The organism is Ruegeria sp. CJ6 (genome assembly GCF_056536665.1).
On record NZ_JBQFQB010000009.1, the window covers coordinates 100,861 to 118,544 of the forward strand.

Below are 17,684 nucleotides of genomic sequence, written 5' to 3' on the forward strand. Positions count from 1 at the left end.
GGGGTCAGCCGATTACAGATCTGGGGTGGCGATCACCTGGGCGCATGAACCAGATACCGTCCGCGATTGGCGCTGCCGCTTTGCGACAGATAACCCTTTTGAACCAGAGACTTCAGCGCGCGGAAAAATGTCGGGCGAGATACGCTTTTGACCAGCGTGTGTTCGATCAGACCAAAGGTGCGTACTTCGCGATCATCTTTCGACAGTTCTTCGGCGGCATAGTAGATGTCGCGCTCGACCGGTGAGAGTTCTTCCAGCCCAAGAGTGCGCTCCATGCTTTGCATCAATTTGCGCAGTTCGGTGAGTTTTGAGATTTCAGTCATTACTTGCCTATAGTTTCCGTGACGGACCGAGGCAGTTCGAAAGGCTGACCTTTTGAACACATCACGCCGACACCCATCCCCGTGTAGAAATAATCATTACCTTGTTGAACGGCCCGAGACATGATGTGAGTAAGTTAGCCCGGATCGCCCGATGTTCAAATTTAACAGAAGCCGCTGCCAAAGGACGCCGGGCTTCGAAGCGTCTTGGGTAAATTGCGATAGCGCATGTTGCACGTTATCGCAATGAACTTGTCTGTGTGCACACAAGGTGCCGAAGCGTAAGCTCTGGTGGGTCAGGGGCCATGATGGCCCCTGAATTCGATCAACCGATCGCGACAGCTTTGATGTCTTCGTCGATGAAGGGCAGGTACTGCTCGAAGTTTTCCGCGAACATGTGCACCAGCTTTTCCGCCTGTTTGTCGAACGCTTCCTGATCGTCCCAGGTGCGGCGCGGATCCAGCAAGACCTCGGGCACACCAGGGACAGAGACCGGCACATCGAAGCCGAAATTGGCGTCCTTGCGGAATTCCGCATCAGTCAGTGATCCTTCCAGCGCAGCCGTCAGCAGCGCGCGGGTGGCCTTGATTGGCATGCGGCTGCCCACGCCGTAGGCACCTCCAGTCCAGCCGGTGTTGACCAACCAGCAGGTCGCACCATGCTGAGCAATCTTATCGCGTAGAAGGTTGCCATAAGCCTCGGGGCGGCGTGGCATAAAGGGCGCGCCAAAGCAGGTCGAGAAGGTGGGCTGCGGTTCGGTCACGCCACGTTCGGTCCCGGCGACCTTCGAGGTAAAGCCGGAAAGGAAGTGATACATCGCCTGCGCAGGCGTCAACCGAGCGATCGGAGGCAAAACGCCGAACGCATCGCAGGTCAACATGATGATGTTCTTAGGATGCCCGCCCAATGCAGTTTTCGACGCGTTGGAGATGTATTCCAACGGGTAGGCGCAGCGCATATTCGCAGTCAGAGAGTCGTCGTTGAAATCCAGCTCTTTGGTCTCGGGATCAAAAACCATGTTCTCGATCACGGTGCCAAATTTCGAGGTGGTGGCGTAGATTTCTGGTTCGGCCTCGGCGTTCAGGTTGATGGTCTTGGCATAGCAACCACCTTCAAAGTTGAAGGTGCCTCGATCCGACCAACCGTGTTCGTCATCACCGATCAGGGTGCGCGACGGGTCGGCGGACAGGGTGGTCTTGCCGGTGCCGGAAAGGCCGAAGAATACGGCAGTGTCGACCGGGTTGCCTACCGCGTGGTTAGCCGAGCAGTGCATCGGCATCACGCCTTTTTCGGGCAGCATGTAGTTCAGCAGGGTGAAGACGGACTTCTTGTTCTCGCCGGCGTATTCGGTGCCGCCGATCAGGATCAGCTTGCGATCAAAGTTCAGTGCAATCACCGTTTCGCTGCGGCAGCCATGCTTTTTGGGGTCCGCCTGGAAGCTGGGACAGTTGATGATAGTAAAGTCAGCCGTGAAATCATCCAGATCCTCACGATCCGGGCGGCGCAGCAGGTGGCGGATGAACAGGTTGTGCCACGCCAGCTCGGTTACCATGCGCACATTGATCGAGTAGCTGGGATCAGCCCCGCCCACGAGGTCCTGCACGAAGTAGTCGCGGCCTTTCATATGGGTCAGCATATCTTCATAGAGCGCGTCAAAACCTTCAGGGCTCATGGCGGCGTTGTTTTCCCACCAGATGCTGTCGGCAACACTGTCTGTCTTGACGACATGCTTGTCCTTGGGCGAGCGGCCAGTGAATTTGCCGGTGGTGACCAGAAAGGCGCCGCCATTGCCAAGGGTGCCTTCGCCGCGCTTCAGCGCTTCTTCGATCAGCGCCGGTTCCATGAAGTTGTAATAGACATTGCCCAGACCCTCGATGCCCTGATCTTCGAGGCGGAATTGCGGGTTAACCCGTCCAGATGTCATGTGTGTCTTCTCCTGTGGCGGCGCGAGGGCCTTGGGCCGGGTGCACCATTGGGGCGGATACCGGAAAGAGCCGGCGGTCAAGCGCCTCTTATCACGGTATTTTGGGACATGAACAGGAGGGTTGGGGGTAGTTAGCGCAACCAAGTTGAGGTTTAGCGCCATCACGATTTGTCTGCCGTAAATCAAGGCAGCTATTTGGGCGCAGCAAGGCAAATTTGCCGCATACCTGCCGCAAGAATGGCACGATTCGAGGTTACGAGTTGATTCGGTGGCTCAAAACCGCCAACAATGCCTTACAAAAAAGCGTATTATTGCGCGAGTGAGCAGGAATAGGGGTGAACCCGATGTCAAAGATTGCACTGGTGGACGACGACAGAAATATCCTGACGTCCGTGTCCATGACACTCGAAGCCGAAGGGTTTGAGGTCGAAACATACAACGATGGTCAGGCTGCGCTGGACGCTTTCAACAAAAAGCTGCCAGACATGGCCGTACTGGATATCAAGATGCCGCGGATGGACGGCATGGATCTTCTGCAAAGGCTGCGGCAGAAAACCCAGATGCCCGTGATTTTTCTGACCTCCAAAGATGACGAGATTGACGAGGTTCTGGGTCTGCGCATGGGTGCAGATGACTACGTCAAAAAACCGTTCTCTCAGCGGCTACTGGTCGAACGGATTCGCGCCTTGTTGCGCCGTCAGGAAGCGGTCGATGGTGATGTGACCAACGCGGCCTCGGGCGATACAAAAGTGATGGAGCGGGGCGAGCTGCGGATGGACCCGCTGCGCCACGCAGTCAGCTGGAAAGGCAATGATGTCTCGCTGACAGTTACCGAGTTTCTGCTGCTGCAGGCCTTGGCGCAACGTCCGGGCTTTGTCAAAAGCCGCGATCAGCTGATGGATGTCGCTTATGATGATCAGGTCTACGTGGATGACCGCACCATTGACAGTCATATCAAGCGACTGCGTAAGAAGATGCGCGCAGCCGATCCCGAGTTTTCGGCGATAGAAACGCTGTACGGTATCGGGTATCGTTATAACGAAGAATAGGCGCGGCCGTTTTATCAAGCCGAAGGGGTCTCGTGCGCGATACTGAACAAGCCAACCAAGTGCACGACGCAGACGTCGTTCTTGGGGATGACTGGGTCATCCCTCAAGACCCTGATGCTGCCGAGCTACAGGCCAAGCGTTCGCGACGAAACCTGTTTTCGATGCGCTATTCGCCCTTGGCGCGCAGGATTATCACCTTCAACCTCATTGCCCTTGTCATTTTGGTTGCAGGGCTGCTGTATCTGGACGACACGCGAAAAGAACGGGTTCAACAGACCGCGCAGAACCTGGTCGGTGATGCGCAACTTGTCAGCAACGTTTTTGAAACCCAGCTGCGTCAACCCTCTGCCAATGGTGCAGGCACATTGGATGTCCGTGATACGCTAGCGGGTCTCAGCTTGCCCGAAGGCGGCGAGGTTTTTGTCTATGACGGCACGGGCACTCTGATCGGTTGGACACGCGGGGCGTCCATGGCCGACAAATTGCCCAGCCTTTTGCATCAGGACGCCGACAGCGCCACTGGAAGCACTTTGATCAGCGACGCATTGAATGCGGTCTGGAACGGTGTGTCTGCGGTCTTTAGCGGTTCTTCCGAAAGCGAAGCTCCGACGCTGGCGCAACGGGTGCAGGAAATGATCCCGCAGGCGCTGAACGGCGGATTGCAAGTACAGGCCGTACACGACGATAAAGGCAAGACGGTGATTGTCGCGGTGGCCCCGATCCTCTTGGACGATACGCCTGTGGGTGCCGTTGCTATGGCGGGCCCGGCAGGCGAGATCGATGCGCTGGCCCGCAAGGAGCAAGAGCGGATCCTTCAGATGTTTGTGGTGGCACTGCTGGTCTCGATAGGTCTGAGCCTCGTTTTGGCCTCAACGATTGCCAATCCTCTTGCTGATCTGGCCGCCGCTGCCGAGATGGGCAAGGACCGCGGAGCCGGAGTGAACCCCGGACGTATCCGCATCCCGGATCTCAGTGCGCGTCCGGATGAAATCGGCCGCCTGAGCCAGGCTTTGCGCGGGATGGTCACGGCGCTTTATAACCGCATTGACGCGAACGAACAATTTGCGGCCGATGTCGCGCATGAGATCAAGAACCCGTTGGCCAGCCTGCAATCCGCCGTGGGCACCATGCGCATGGTCAAACGCGATGATCAGCGCGAAAAGCTATTGGGCGTGATTGAGCATGATGTGCGGCGATTGGATCGACTGGTCAGCGATATCTCGAACGCATCGCGGCTGGACGCGGAACTGGTGAAAGAAGAAGAGCAGCCCTTTGACCTGCTCAATCTGCTTGGGAACATAAGCCAGTTTCTGGGTGAAGATGCCCGTTCGAAAGGCATCGAATATATCACAGACCTTCCCTCGGACCCCATCGTGGTCAATGGGCTCGAGGCGCGTCTGGCGCAGGTCTTTGTCAACCTGATCACCAATGCGATTTCGTTCTGTGAGGACAAAGACGCCATCCGGGTCTGGGTCCGCCGTCGTGACAACCGCGTGCTCGTAGTGGTTGAAGACACCGGTCCCGGCATTCCTGATCAGGCGCTGACCAAGATCTTCAAGCGTTTCTACTCCGAACGCCCCGAAGAGCATTTCGGCAACAATTCGGGCCTTGGATTGGCGATTTCGAAACAAATCGTCGAGGCGCATGGTGGTGTGATCTGGGCAGAAAACATCCGTCCGACCGAAGCCGATATCACCTCGGACCCGCTAGGTGCGCGGTTTGTTGTCGGGCTTCCCGTCTAGGTTATGAGCACCACCCCACTTTCTGAGATAGCAGGTCAAGGGTCGGCCTGCATTCATGGGACCTGTGTTGTGGTTCAGGAAAAAGGCTTATTGATCATTGGCGCCTCGGGTACGGGCAAATCTTCTTTGGCGCTACAGATGATGGCGCTTGGGGCGCAGCTTGTCGCGGATGACCGGGTCGAATTGACTGGACAGGCCGATCACGTGATGGCAGCTGGACTTCCGCAGATCCGCGGCCTGATTGAAGCGCGCGGCATCGGGTTACTGCGAGCTGAAGCCGCGAGGCCGGTCCGATTGGCATTTGTTGTGGATATGGACCAACCCGAGCCCGCGCGATTACCTGAACCCGCTGAAATTCTTGTGTTGAAGCAAACTGTTCCCTTGCTTCGGGGGGCTGGCGTGCCCAATTTGGCTGCAGGACTTATTCAACTTGTGAAAATGGGGCGCGTAGCCCCGGAATGGCCGAATACATGACAGCACAACAGCGCGTCGTTCTGATAACAGGTCCTTCCGGTGCAGGGCGATCGACCGCAATTCATGTGCTTGAAGATCTGGGGTTCGAGGCGATTGACAACCTGCCGATGGGGTTGCTGGCTCGCCTCGTCGACAATTCGGAGCCTGCGCGCCCAATGGCTTTGGGTATCGACGCGCGCAACCGCGATTTTTCAACCACCGGGTTTATCGAACTTGCCGCCAAACTGGGCCGGATGGAGAATGTCGACCTGACGATCCTCTATCTGGATTGCAGTGACGAGGTGCTGCTGCGTCGCTTCTCGGAAACCCGCCGCCGTCACCCGGTTGCGACTGATGCCAGCCCGGAAACCGGCATTTGTCAGGAGAAGGAACTATTGGCCCCAATTCGCGAGTTTGCCGACACGCTGATCGACACCAGCGCGTTGAATGTGCATCAGCTGCGGGAAGAGGTCGAACGCTGGTTCGCCCCAAAGGGCGGGCGGCATCTGGCGGTGTCGATCGAATCCTTCTCGTACAAGCGGGGCTTGCCGCGCGGTTTGGACATGGTGTTCGATTGCCGGTTTCTGGCCAATCCATACTGGCGGCCTGAACTGCGGGATGCGGATGGTCGAAACTCGGATGTGGCGGCCTATGTTCAATCAGATGCAAACTATGGCGTCTTCTTTGACCGGGTGGTCGACCTGCTGATCGAACTGCTTCCGGCCTTCCGTGAGGAAGGCAAAGCGCACCTTTCAGTTGCATTTGGGTGCACCGGAGGGCAGCACCGCTCGGTCGCGGTGGCTGAAGCAGTTGCAAAGGCCCTTGCAGAAGGGGGGCAGCAGGTGGCAATTAGGCATCGCGAAATGGAACGACGCGCGATGAATGTGAGGCCGGAGTGATCGGGATCGTTATTGTTGCACATGGTGGGTTGGCTCAGGAGTATCTTGCGGCCACGCAGCATGTGGTTGGAAAGCAACCCGGACTGGTGGCCATCCCGATAGAAGCCGACCATGATCGCGAAGCGAAACAAGTTGAAATCTGCCGCGCGGCGGACGAGGTCGATATGGGCGATGGCGTCGTTGTGGTGACCGATCTGTTTGGCGGCAGCCCCTCGAATCTGAGCCTGCGCGCATGTGCGCCACAAGACCGGCGAATCCTTTACGGGGCCAACCTTCCCATGCTGATCAAACTGGCCAAAAGTCGCCACTTGCCACTGGCCGAGGCCGTGCGTTTGGCTTTGGAAGCTGGACGAAAGTACATCAATGCGCAAAATGTGACATTGGATTGACACCGGATAGACTCATATGACGACCAAGAGTTTGAAAATTATCAATGAAAAGGGCCTTCACGCCCGCGCTTCTGCCAAGCTGGTCGAGGTGGTCGAGGGCTTTGATGCGCGCGCCGAGGTGTCACGAGACGGGCTTTCTGCCTCGGGCGATAGTATCATGGGTCTTTTGATGTTGGCAGCGTCGCGCGGAAGCACTATTGACGTCGAGACGTCCGGCCCGGATGCTGAGGCGTTGGCAGAGGCTTTGGAAACATTGGTGAACGATAAGTTCGGCGAAGGGTTCTGACAGCCACGACACCAAGGACGGAAAGACAAGGCAATTGGCGGAAACCACGCACGATACCAAGACAGGTCCTGTAGTGGATCACGACACCGATCAGGGTGAAATCTACGACCGCAGAACCCTGACCTACGCCAACTCGTTTGACGATGCCTGGACGTCTACGGCCATTCGCGCCATCGAATGGTGCACAGGCAAGCTGACCATCTTGCGCATGGTCAACAAGTTCGAGAAGCAGAACGAACGCTATCGAGGTCAGAAGTTCTGGGGCGGTGCGCTCAAGACCATGGGTATCGAGCTGACAACCCCAGCCGAACAGATCGCCCGCATCCCAAAAGAAGGCCCCGTAGTGGTCGTCGCGAACCATCCGCACGGCATGGTTGATGGCATGATCTTCGCTGAACTCATCGGTCGGGTCCGCAGTGACTATCGCATCCTGACCCGCTCAGTCCTGACCGGGTTGGATGAAGCTGCGACCTCATTCATGATCCCGGTGCCGTTCCCGCATGATCCTGAAGCGCAGGCCAAGATGCTCGAGATGCGCAGCAAGACGATGAAACATCTGGCAGATGGGGGCGTTGTCGCGTTATTCCCGTCAGGTGTTGTGATGTCTTCGGATGATTGGTTCGGACCAGCCATCGAGCGGGAGTGGAATGTCTTCACCGCGAAGATGATCCGTAGGTCGGGTGCCAAGGTCGTGCCGATCTTTTTCCCCGGCAGCAACTCGCGCTGGTATCAAATTGCCAACCGGATATCGCCTATCCTGCGCCAGGGCCTACTGCTGCACGAAATCGTCCGATCCTGCAACAGGCCCCAGTCGCCGGTGATCGGTGACCCGATTTCGGATAAAGACATGGACCTGCTGGAACGCGACCCCCGCGGTTTCATGGCATGGCTTCGTGATCACACCATGGCGCTGGGCAAGACGCTCAAATCCTGATCTGCCCCTACATCTGGCCAAAAATATCTCGGGAGTGAATTGAGCCATAGGCTCAAGAGAGGGCTGGCCCTCTCAGATTCTACCGTGTGGGTACCGGAACCTCGCCTCGATAATCATAAAACCCGCGTTCGGTTTTGCGTCCCAGCCATCCGGCTTCGACATATTTCGTCAACAGCGGGCAGGGACGATACTTGGTGTCTGCCAGTCCGTCATGTAACACGTTCATGATCGCCAAACAGGTATCCAAGCCGATGAAATCCGCTAGTTCCAATGGGCCCATAGGGTGGTTTGCGCCCAGTTTCATCGATTGGTCAATGGACTGCACATTCCCGACACCTTCATACAATGTGTAAACCGCCTCATTGATCATAGGCATCAGAATGCGATTCACGATAAAGGCCGGAAAATCTTCGGCGCTGGCTGAGGTTTTGCCAAGCCGGTCCACTACGGCTTTACAGGAGTTAAAGGTTGCTTCATCGGTGGCGATGCCCCGGATCAACTCGACGAGCTGCATCACAGGGACCGGGTTCATGAAGTGGAATCCCATGAAACGTTCGGGCCGGTCGGTGCGGCTGGCCAGCCGGGTAATTGAGATCGACGAAGTGTTCGATGTCAGGATCGTATGTGGCTGTAGGTGCGGCAACAGGTCTTCAAAGATTGCCTGTTTCACCGTTTCCCGCTCGGTCGCGGCTTCGATTACAAGATCGGTCTGCCCCAAATCCGGCAGATTCAGCGTCGTCGTGATCCGACTCAACGCGGATTTCACTGCATCATCCGAGATTTTGCCGCGCGACGCTTGACGCGCCAGGTTGGTTTCAATGGTTGCCATAGCGCTGTTTAGCGCGTCCTGGCTGACATCGTTCAGTAGAACATCATACTCTGCCAACGCCATAACATGAGCAATCCCGTTGCCCATCTGTCCAGCGCCGATCACTCCGACTGATTTTACGTCCATTTGTTCGATGCCCTTGTTCGCAGAATATGGCGACATTATCGGCAGTTCCCTATGGGCGGCAAGGGGACGGGGACAGTCAATTTCGCTTCAAATGCGCGCATTAGGACTTTCTCAAGACTTGCGGCGGCAAAATGGCGGTTGGGTGAATATTTGGGTGAGTGTGATGCGCTATCAATCGATCAATGCGGTCCATTCCGCGGAAACGACGTGCGAATATGAAAATTCGAAACTACGTTTCAGGGGCCCTCAAAGGGCGTTGAACAACCCCTATGTGGCATGTTTGGGGGGCGAAGAGACTTTTGGCCGTTTCGTGGAAACCCCCTTTCCCAATGAGTTGGAACGTCGTCTGGATCGTCGATGCGTCAACCTTGGCAGCCTGTTCTGCGGTGTCGAAGCGTTGACGCAGGACAAAGGGCTACTGGAGATCGCAAACCGATCTGATATATGCGTCCTGCAGTTACCCGGCATGCTGGGGCTATCGAACCGATTCTACCGGGTGCACCCACGACGCAATGACCGTTTCGTTGCGCCAAATGCCGATCTGGTTGCGCTGTATCCCGAAGAAGATTTTACGGATGTCCATTTTGTACAGCACTTGCTGAACCGCCTGTCGGCACGCTCGGATGCCCGAATTGAACTTGTGGAACAAGAGTTGCGCAATGTCTGGATCGAAAAGCTCGGCAAGTTTCTTGCAGAAGTAGGCCCGCCCGTCCTGCTTTTGCATCTGCAAGTGGAGAGGAGCGATTTGGATTCGACACCGGGTGACGGCTTTGCAATCAACCCCGAGATGATTGAGCCTTTGAGACCCCATTGTACGGATATTTTGTCCTTGCAGGTTCAGGTGTCCGGCGTATCCGATGAGCTTGAAGACATGTTGTTTGGCACCCTGCAACAACCGATTGCCGAGCATATGATCGGCCCAGCCACACATCGCAATATCGCTGGCTCACTTGCCCAAGTGATCAACGACCTGGGCGTATAAACAGCAAAGGCCCGCCAGTGGCGGGCCTTCTAAGATTTTTCGTCGAGAAATCTTTGTCTGAAATCAGCCGAGTTTTTCGGTGAGTTCCGGCACGGCCTGGAACAGGTCTGCGACCAGACCGAAGTCTGCGACCTGGAAGATCGGCGCTTCTTCGTCCTTGTTGATCGCAACGATGACCTTGGAGTCCTTCATGCCCGCCAGGTGCTGGATCGCACCCGAGATGCCGACTGCAACATACAGGTCAGGGGCAACAACTTTACCGGTCTGACCCACCTGCCAGTCGTTCGGGGCGTAGCCCGAGTCAACTGCGGCGCGTGAGGCACCAACGGCGGCTCCCAGCTTATCGGCCAGGCCTTCGATCAGTTTGAAGTCGTCTTCCGAGCCAACACCACGGCCACCCGAAACAACAACACCAGCCGAAGTCAGTTCAGGACGGTCGCTTTCAGCAACCTTGTCCTCGACCCACGACGACAGGCCGGGGTTTTCGCCGACCGAGATGGTCTCGACAGCCGCCGAACCACCTTCGCCCGCCGCATCGAAGCTGGCGGTCCGGATGGTCACGACTTTCTTGGCGTCGTTCGATTTCACGGTCTGGATCGCGTTACCCGCGTAGATCGGACGCTCGAAAGTGGTGGCATCGACCACGCCAGACGCGTCCGAGATCACCATCACGTCCAGCAGGGCTGCAACGCGCGGCATCACGTTCTTGGCGTCGGTGGTGGCAGGGGCAACGATATGCTCGTACCCATCGGCCAGACCCACGATCAGGGCTGCGGTCGATTCCGCCAGGCGATGACCCAGCGAGGCGTCTTCGGCCACCAGAACCTTGGATACGCCATCGATCTTGGCAGCGGCCTCACCAGCAGCAGCGGCAGAACCACCTGCGGCCAGAACGGTGATGTCGCCCAGCGATTTGACAGCCGCTACGGTCTTGGCGGTGGCGTCAACCGACAGCTCACCATTGTTAACCTCTGCGAGAAGAAGAACAGCCATTACACAGCCCCCGCTTCTTTGAGTTTCTCGACCAGCTCATCAACCGAGCCCACGATGATACCAGCAGCACGTGCTGGCGGCTCTTCGGTCTTGACGACTTCCAGACGCGGAGTGACGTCGACGCCATAATCGGCGGCGGTTTTTTCATCCAGCGGCTTTTTCTTCGCCTTCATGATGTTCGGCAGCGACGCGTAGCGCGGCTCGTTCAGGCGCAGGTCGACGGTCACGATGGTTGGCATTTTGACGGAGATGGTCTGCAGACCGCCGTCAACCTCACGGGTGATCTTGGCAGTGTCGCCTTCGATGTCCAGCTCGGATGCGAAAGTGCCTTGGCTCCAGCCCAGCAGGGCCGACAGCATCTGACCGGTGGCGTTCATGTCATTGTCGATCGCCTGCTTGCCCGCCAGAACGATGCCGGGCTGCTCTTCTTCGACCACTTTGGCGAGGATCTTGGCAACTGCAAGCGGTTCGATGTCCTGATGCACGTCATCCGCCGCGACAACCAGAATGGCACGGTCGGCGCCCATGGCCAGTGCGGTCCGCAGGGTTTCCTGCGACTGTTTCACACCGATCGAAACGGCAACAACCTCATCGGCCTTGCCCGCCTCTTTCAGGCGGATCGCCTCTTCCACGGCAATTTCGTCGAACGGGTTCATCGACATTTTTACATTGGCGAGATCAACGCCGCTGCCATCCGCTTTCACACGAACTTTCACGTTGTAGTCAATCACGCGCTTGACAGGCACGAGTACCTTCATTTTTGCGTATGCTCCTTACAAAAACGGCAAGCCGCGCAGCGACTCCACCAATGCTCTCGCTGGCTTAGATAGCGGGTCGTGATGTTCTGCGACAGAGCAAAATCGTCACGTCATGGTTTCGAGACGTCGCGTTTTGTCATTTTTTGGACCAGAAACGAAATTTAGTTTCCCGACGGCAGGCGCGATCACCGGTTTGCACCGGGAATCCAGAGCACATCATCGTGCCCGCCGTTGTTGGCACAGCGCGCCGCGACAAAGAACCAATCGCTCAGGCGGTTGAGGTATTTGACAGCCACCTCATTGACCGGCTCCATGTTTGTCAGCTCAACCGCCAACCGCTCGGCCCTGCGCGAAACTGTTCTGCACACATGCAGATGCGCGGCCAAACGTGAGCCACCGGGCAGGATGAAACTGCGCAAGGGCTGGAGCGCTTCGTTCATCGCATCGATCTCGGCTTCAAGCCGGTCGATCTGAGCGGAAACGATACGCAGGGGCGGGTAGTCGGCCTCGGCATCCTTATCCATGTCGGGGCGGCAGAAATCGGCACCCAGATCAAACAGGTCATTCTGGATACGGGACAAGGCGGCTTCGACTTCTCCGTCTGCTTCGGTCCGTGCCACGCCGACAAAGGAATTAAGCTCATCCACAGTGCCATAGGCCGCGACACGCCCGGAGTATTTGGCGACGCGCTCACCATTGCCCAGAGCGGTTTTCCCATCATCACCGGTGCGCGTGTAAATTTTGTTGAGAACGACCATGCCTTACCCTCCCTGCCCACGCAAATAGACGTAAAGTACGATCAGCAGCACCGCAATGAACTGAAACAGGATACGCAGGCGCATCAGCTTGTTGCTTTTCAGCGCGGCTTCTTTGCCGGGTTTTCCAAAATTGGCAATGCCCATCACCAGCACGACGACGACCGCCGCCATGGCCAGAAGCAGTATGACCATCGTCAGGTCCATAGCTCACCGTCCGTGTTTGTTCAGTTGTTGAGCCGTCATCTAGCGTTGATAGCGGCAAAAGCGAACAGGTAATTTCGCCTCATATGTCCGAGAGGATGCGATCAATGGCCCGGGTGGGCAGAATACGGCGCAGATATCCGGCGACATATGTGGGCGTCGTCACATAGTATCGCGGACGTGGGCGCTTGGATTCAACCGCATGGGCCAATTTGGCGGTAACAGCCGAGGCAGGCAGTTCGAACTTGTCAGGTCCGGAGGATTCGTAGAGGCGTTTCAGCAGCGTATCCTCGTATCTCTGTCGCAGGGCTGAGCTTTTCCAGTCAATAAAGCGTTCGAAGACAGGGATCGCGTTCACACGGATCTTCGAGGTGACCGGGCCTGGTTCGATCAGGATGACCTTGATGTCGGTGTCTCGTAGCTCTAGGCGCAAGGTATCGGTCAGGCCTTCGATGGCGTATTTGGTGGCGACGTATGCCCCGCGCCAGGGGAACGCGACCAGTCCCAACACTGATGAGTTCTGCACGATGCGCCCATGGCCCTGAGCCCGCATCACGGGAATCACTTGCCGGGTCAGTTCGTGCCAGCCAAATACGTTGGTCTCGAAAATTAGGCGAAGCCCTTCGATTGGGACATCTTCAACCGCGCCGGGAAGGCCGTGAGCGCCATTGTTGAACAACGCATCCAGCGTGCCACCGGTCGCGTCCAAAACCTGCTGCAGGCCTGAGGTAATGCTATCGGAATCGGTATAGTCGATCAGCGGGCTGTCGAAACCCTGTGCCCGTAGCCGATCACAGTCACGCTGTTGACGGCATGAGGCAAAAACGCGCCAACCGCGCGCGCGCATCCCGTGCGCCGCGTCCAGACCGATCCCGGATGAGCAGCCTGTGATCAGAATCGATTTCTGCATATTGCCCCCGCCTGTGTACTTCGCCCATAGCTATGGCGAGCTTTAGGTCAGGACAATGACACAGTTGCGTCAGTTTGTTGGTTTCCGAACCAGTGAGGCAGAAATCCAACCCACCCGCTGATCAGGGTATAATCGCAAACGCAGCCAGCCGGTGCCGGAATCGCTGAGAACCTCAACGCGCTGGCCAAGTTTGGCTTTGGCGATGATGGGGTAAATCGTTCCGGGCCCATCGCGCATATTGACCCGCGTGCCCGAGATTTCGCGGATATCTTTCTCGGGCTCGATGACTTGAGTCACAGGTGTGATGTCATCCTGCACCTCGGCCTCGACCTGCAACAGTCCGGCGGCTCCGTCTTCAAGCGAAGCCAGAGTAAAGCTGACGCCGTTCTCGTCAAATGCAGAGAACTGAGACAGCGGATCGTTGGTGACTTGTGACAGGACGACCGCGGCATCCTCCTCTACTTGTGGCTCGGGCTGAGCGCGCGCCTGTACAATGCGCGCGGCAACGTTGGTCACAAGGTCTTCAGCCCGAGGTGCGTGGTCGGATGCAGGCTCATGTTCTGGCACAGAGGCAACGCGAACCGGTTGCTCGACGCGGGTGCCACGCGGTTCGAAATCCGGGCCCCCGCTCATCACATAGAAGCTCCAGCCGAGCATGGCGAAAGTGATAACAATAACGCGCTTCATGGCGCACCCCCTGGCAATCGTAACATCAATAAAAGGCAGCAGTCTTAATGTACGAAACCCTACCATAGATTCAGCTTCGAGTCGAAAAGCGGGGGAAATCCGATACTTGCCTCCCCCTGTTGCAAAAAGCCCGACTTGTCCCCAGCAAAATATGCGCCGATTGCTTTACCCGCGCGCGCTTGCGTCGTATCACATCATGTATGAACGATACGATCGACGACCCCAATATGGAGACCCCTGACAATGGGGGCGAGGTAGCCGAGCCGCTGCGCCGCGCAATTGGCGAGCGCTACCTGACCTATGCGCTTTCCACCATCATGCACCGCGCTTTGCCAGATGCGCGCGATGGATTGAAGCCGGTTCACCGGCGAATCCTCTACGCGATGCGCGAGTTGCGACTCAGTGCGACGGGCGGTTTCCGTAAGTCAGCGAAAATCTCTGGCGATGTGATGGGTAACTATCACCCTCATGGCGACGCGGCGATTTACGACGCAATGGCGCGACTGGCACAGGACTTCAACGTCCGATATCCACTGGTCGACGGGCAGGGGAATTTTGGCAATATCGACGGCGATAATCCGGCGGCCTCTCGATACACCGAGGCGCGGATGACCATCGTGGCCGAAGCCCTGTTGGAAGGGTTGAACGAAGACGCTGTCGATTTCCGCGACAACTATGACGGCACACTGACCGAACCGGTCGTGTTGCCCGCACAGTTCCCGAATCTACTGGCCAATGGCGCCAGCGGTATCGCGGTGGGCATGGCGACGAATATCCCGCCGCATAATATTTCTGAGTTGTGCGACGCTTGTCTGCATCTGATCAAGACGCCGGATGCGCGTGACGATACGCTATTGAATTATGTTCCCGGCCCGGATTTTCCGACCGGCGGCGTCATTGTCGAGCCGCCCGAAAATATCGCGCAGGCCTACCGCACCGGGCGTGGATCCTTCCGGCTGCGCTGTAAATACGAGGTTGAAGATCTGGGGCGTGGCCAGTGGCAGATCATCGTCACCGAGATTCCCTATCAGGTTCAGAAATCCAAGCTGATCGAAAAGATCGCGGAACTGATCCAGACCAAGAAGATCCCGATCCTCGCCGATGTCCGCGACGAATCCGCTGATGACATCCGCCTGATCCTTGAACCACGCTCTAAGAATGTGGACCCCGAGGTGCTGATGGGCATGCTCTATCGCAACTCGGACCTTGAGGTGCGCTTCAGCCTCAACATGAACGTGCTGATCGACGGGGTGACGCCTAAGGTCTGCTCGATGAAGGAAGTGCTGCGCGCGTTCCTTGACCACCGGCAAGAGGTGCTGATCAGGCGGTCGCGTCACCGCATGGCCAAGATCGACCACCGCCTTGAGGTATTGGAGGGCTTTATCGTCGCCTTCCTGAACCTCGACCGGGTGATCGATATCATCCGCTACGACGACGACCCCAAGGCCGCTCTGATGCGCGAAGATTGGGGCATCGATCACGTCCGCGCAACCGATGAGTCCGATTACGTCTCGCCGAAGCCGGGTGAGGGCGAACTGTCCGAGGTGCAGGTCGATGCAATCCTCAACATGCGCCTGCGCAGCTTGCGCCGTCTGGAAGAGATGGAACTGGTACGCGAACGTGACGAACTGATGCTGGAACGCGCCAACCTCGAAGACCTGCTGGCCGACCCCGCCCTGCAATGGGCCAAGATCGCCGAGCAACTCAAAGAGACCAAGAAGACCTTCGGCAAAGACTATGAAGGCGGCGCGCGCCGGACACAATTTGCCGAGGCAGGTCAGGTCGAGGAAGTGCCGCTTGAGGCGATGATCGACAAGGAACCGATCACGGTCGTCTGCTCTCAGATGGGCTGGATCAGGGCAATGACCGGCCATATCGATCTGAAGCGCGAGTTGAAGTTCAAAGATGGTGACGGCCCACGTTTCATTTTCCACGCGGAAACTACGGACCGCCTGCTGGTCTTTGCGTCAAATGGCCGATTCTATACCGTCAGCGCCGCTAACCTGCCCGGCGGGCGCGGCATGGGCGAACCGCTACGTCTGATGGTCGACCTGCCGAACGAGGCGCAGATTATCGACATCCTGATCCACAAACCGGGGCGCAAGCTGCTTGTGGCCTCAGATGCGGGCAACGGCTTTATGGTGCCGGAAGATGACGTTCTGGCGCAGACCCGGAATGGCAAACAGGTGCTGAACGTCAAAGGAGACGAGACGGCGATGATCTGTAAGCCGGTTGAGGGCGATCATGTTGCTGTCGTCTCGCAGAACGGGAAATTCCTAGTCTTCCCGACAGAAGAGCTGCCCGAGATGACCCGTGGTAAGGGTGTCCGCTTGCAGAAGTACAACATGGCGCGTGGACGGCAGGGCACACTGGAACTGGATGGTGGGTTATCCGATATCACCACCTTCAACTGGGAAGAGGGCCTGAAATGGTCCATGGGCGGCGACAAAACCCGGCACGAGGCGGATATGTCCCAATGGCTGGCCAAGCGTGCAGGTGTCGGGAAAAAAGCACCTTATGGCTTTCCGAGGGATTACAAGTTCTCGTGATATGCTGTCCGCTTGGTGAAAATCTGCCGATACGGCTTGGCACAACCCGTATCGGTGCGCTACATCCAAAGAAAACAGGCCTATCGAGACGAGAGACATGCTGCGCATTCTGACACTGATCACCGGGTTGGCCCTGATGGGCGCATGCACCCAAACGCAGGTTTATGAAGACCCCGAGTCGCTGGGTGAATTCAAGCTACGCGTGAATTATGCCTTTGCGGAAAAGGCCGTTCAGGGACCGGTTTCGCGGGATGCTACGCCGGATGAATGGACCAAAGCGATCCAGAATGCAGTGGACATCAGGCTTGGCCGGTATGAAGGTTCGCAGGAATACGACATTGGCATCAGTCTCGAGGGCTACATGTTGGCACCTCCGGGAATTCCTGTGATTTACAACCCCAAAAGCACCGCCATCGTTCTGGTAAACGTCTATGACGTCGAAAAGAAAGAGTTCCTTGCTAAAGGCAAGCAGTTTCAGGTGCTCGAAGATACCACCGGTGAAAGCGCCCTTACAGGATCAGGAAATGCGCGCACCCGAGAAGAACAGATGAACGGTCTGGCCTTGAAGGTTGCCGACCGGGTTGAGGAGTGGCTGGCCGAAGAGCACAAGGATGATGGCTGGTTTGACAAGCGTCCCAGCTTGATCCAGCCGCTTGAAACCGAAGCTGTCACACAAAATCCGGCGTGATGGATGCATTTCCCTCAGGATGTGCTTGATTTTCCCCCCTGAACCAAATATCTCGCGCGCGCAGATGTAACCACGGGACCAAGGGTCCCCCAAATTGCAAAAAGGGCGCCTGAGGAATGGCAAAGGAAAAGTTTGAGCGTAATAAGCCGCACGTCAACATCGGCACGATTGGCCACGTTGACCACGGCAAGACCACGCTGACCGCAG

General features: G+C 57.1%; 20 protein-coding genes. 11 read left to right on the plus strand and 9 right to left on the minus strand.

Going from position 1 to position 17,684, the window contains the following annotated elements; translation table 11 throughout:
- Positions 1 to 32 precede the first annotated feature (32 nt).
- Positions 33 to 323, minus strand: a complete 291-nt coding sequence (locus ACR0BT_RS20040; RefSeq protein WP_170392600.1) for a hypothetical protein — start codon at positions 321 to 323, stop codon at positions 33 to 35.
- A 322-nt stretch (positions 324 to 645) separates the two neighbouring features.
- Complete coding sequence (locus ACR0BT_RS20045; protein ID WP_170513460.1) at positions 646 to 2,244, minus strand: phosphoenolpyruvate carboxykinase; 1,599 nt, start codon at positions 2,242 to 2,244, stop codon at positions 646 to 648.
- Positions 2,245 to 2,588: 344 nt separating this feature from the next.
- Here ACR0BT_RS20045 and ACR0BT_RS20050 point away from each other — a divergent pair, with 344 nt between their 5' ends.
- From ACR0BT_RS20050 to ACR0BT_RS20080, 7 genes are read left to right on the plus strand one after another with little or no spacing between them, the layout of a single operon-like run.
- Complete coding sequence (locus ACR0BT_RS20050; RefSeq protein WP_170392598.1) at positions 2,589 to 3,293, plus strand: response regulator transcription factor; 705 nt, start codon at positions 2,589 to 2,591, stop codon at positions 3,291 to 3,293.
- 32 nt (positions 3,294 to 3,325) lie between these two features.
- Entirely contained in the window at positions 3,326 to 5,035 is a 1,710-nt protein-coding gene (locus ACR0BT_RS20055) for a sensor histidine kinase (RefSeq protein WP_170392597.1), read from the plus strand.
- 3 nt (positions 5,036 to 5,038) lie between these two features.
- On the plus strand, positions 5,039 to 5,509 hold the full coding sequence (locus tag ACR0BT_RS20060; protein WP_223116927.1) for an HPr kinase/phosphorylase: 471 nt from the start codon (positions 5,039 to 5,041) through the stop codon (positions 5,507 to 5,509).
- Entirely contained in the window at positions 5,506 to 6,387 is an 882-nt protein-coding gene (gene rapZ, locus ACR0BT_RS20065) for an RNase adapter RapZ (protein WP_480763912.1), read from the plus strand. Before ACR0BT_RS20060 ends, rapZ begins: the two co-directional genes overlap by 4 nt.
- Positions 6,384 to 6,776, plus strand: a complete 393-nt coding sequence (locus ACR0BT_RS20070) for a PTS sugar transporter subunit IIA (RefSeq protein WP_170392594.1) — start codon at positions 6,384 to 6,386, stop codon at positions 6,774 to 6,776. The genes rapZ and ACR0BT_RS20070 overlap by 4 nt, the downstream gene beginning before the upstream one ends.
- Before the next feature lie 16 nt (positions 6,777 to 6,792).
- Positions 6,793 to 7,062 (plus strand): HPr family phosphocarrier protein, encoded by a 270-nt coding sequence (locus tag ACR0BT_RS20075; protein WP_170392593.1) that lies wholly within the window; start codon positions 6,793 to 6,795, stop codon positions 7,060 to 7,062.
- A gap of 34 nt (positions 7,063 to 7,096) precedes the next feature.
- Complete coding sequence (locus ACR0BT_RS20080; RefSeq protein WP_170392592.1) at positions 7,097 to 7,996, plus strand: lysophospholipid acyltransferase family protein; 900 nt, start codon at positions 7,097 to 7,099, stop codon at positions 7,994 to 7,996.
- Positions 7,997 to 8,075: 79 nt separating this feature from the next.
- Here ACR0BT_RS20080 and ACR0BT_RS20085 read toward each other — a convergent pair whose 3' ends face one another.
- Positions 8,076 to 8,951, minus strand: a complete 876-nt coding sequence (locus tag ACR0BT_RS20085) for a 3-hydroxybutyryl-CoA dehydrogenase (RefSeq protein WP_170513461.1) — start codon at positions 8,949 to 8,951, stop codon at positions 8,076 to 8,078.
- 163 nt (positions 8,952 to 9,114) lie between these two features.
- Between ACR0BT_RS20085 and ACR0BT_RS20090 the strand changes: the two genes are divergently transcribed.
- Positions 9,115 to 9,933 (plus strand): DUF6473 family protein, encoded by an 819-nt coding sequence (locus ACR0BT_RS20090; RefSeq protein ID WP_480763915.1) that lies wholly within the window; start codon positions 9,115 to 9,117, stop codon positions 9,931 to 9,933.
- A gap of 63 nt (positions 9,934 to 9,996) precedes the next feature.
- Here ACR0BT_RS20090 and ACR0BT_RS20095 read toward each other — a convergent pair whose 3' ends face one another.
- From ACR0BT_RS20095 to ACR0BT_RS20120, 6 genes are all read right to left on the minus strand, one after another.
- Positions 9,997 to 10,926, minus strand: a complete 930-nt coding sequence (locus ACR0BT_RS20095; RefSeq protein WP_170402252.1) for an electron transfer flavoprotein subunit alpha/FixB family protein — start codon at positions 10,924 to 10,926, stop codon at positions 9,997 to 9,999.
- Positions 10,926 to 11,684, minus strand: coding sequence for an electron transfer flavoprotein subunit beta/FixA family protein (locus tag ACR0BT_RS20100; RefSeq protein ID WP_170392589.1), 759 nt, complete (start codon positions 11,682 to 11,684; stop codon positions 10,926 to 10,928). The genes ACR0BT_RS20095 and ACR0BT_RS20100 overlap by 1 nt, the downstream gene beginning before the upstream one ends.
- A gap of 185 nt (positions 11,685 to 11,869) precedes the next feature.
- On the minus strand, positions 11,870 to 12,442 hold the full coding sequence (locus ACR0BT_RS20105; protein ID WP_170425243.1) for a cob(I)yrinic acid a,c-diamide adenosyltransferase: 573 nt from the start codon (positions 12,440 to 12,442) through the stop codon (positions 11,870 to 11,872).
- A gap of 3 nt (positions 12,443 to 12,445) precedes the next feature.
- Positions 12,446 to 12,646 (minus strand): twin transmembrane helix small protein, encoded by a 201-nt coding sequence (locus ACR0BT_RS20110; protein ID WP_170392587.1) that lies wholly within the window; start codon positions 12,644 to 12,646, stop codon positions 12,446 to 12,448.
- A 79-nt stretch (positions 12,647 to 12,725) separates the two neighbouring features.
- A complete protein-coding gene (locus tag ACR0BT_RS20115) occupies positions 12,726 to 13,553 on the minus strand; it encodes an SDR family NAD(P)-dependent oxidoreductase (protein WP_170565036.1) in 828 nt (275 codons plus the stop codon).
- 69 nt (positions 13,554 to 13,622) lie between these two features.
- A complete protein-coding gene (locus tag ACR0BT_RS20120; protein ID WP_480763913.1) occupies positions 13,623 to 14,240 on the minus strand; it encodes an SH3 domain-containing protein in 618 nt (205 codons plus the stop codon).
- A gap of 200 nt (positions 14,241 to 14,440) precedes the next feature.
- On the opposite strand from ACR0BT_RS20120, the gene parC reads away from it, so the two are divergent.
- The 3 genes from parC to ACR0BT_RS20135 form a co-directional block, all read left to right on the plus strand.
- Entirely contained in the window at positions 14,441 to 16,789 is a 2,349-nt protein-coding gene (gene parC / locus ACR0BT_RS20125) for a DNA topoisomerase IV subunit A (RefSeq protein ID WP_170513470.1), read from the plus strand.
- 97 nt (positions 16,790 to 16,886) lie between these two features.
- Complete coding sequence (locus ACR0BT_RS20130; protein WP_170392584.1) at positions 16,887 to 17,477, plus strand: hypothetical protein; 591 nt, start codon at positions 16,887 to 16,889, stop codon at positions 17,475 to 17,477.
- Positions 17,478 to 17,593: 116 nt separating this feature from the next.
- On the plus strand, positions 17,594 to 17,684 hold a 91-nt coding region (locus tag ACR0BT_RS20135; RefSeq protein WP_036223564.1), incomplete at its 3' end, for a GTP-binding protein.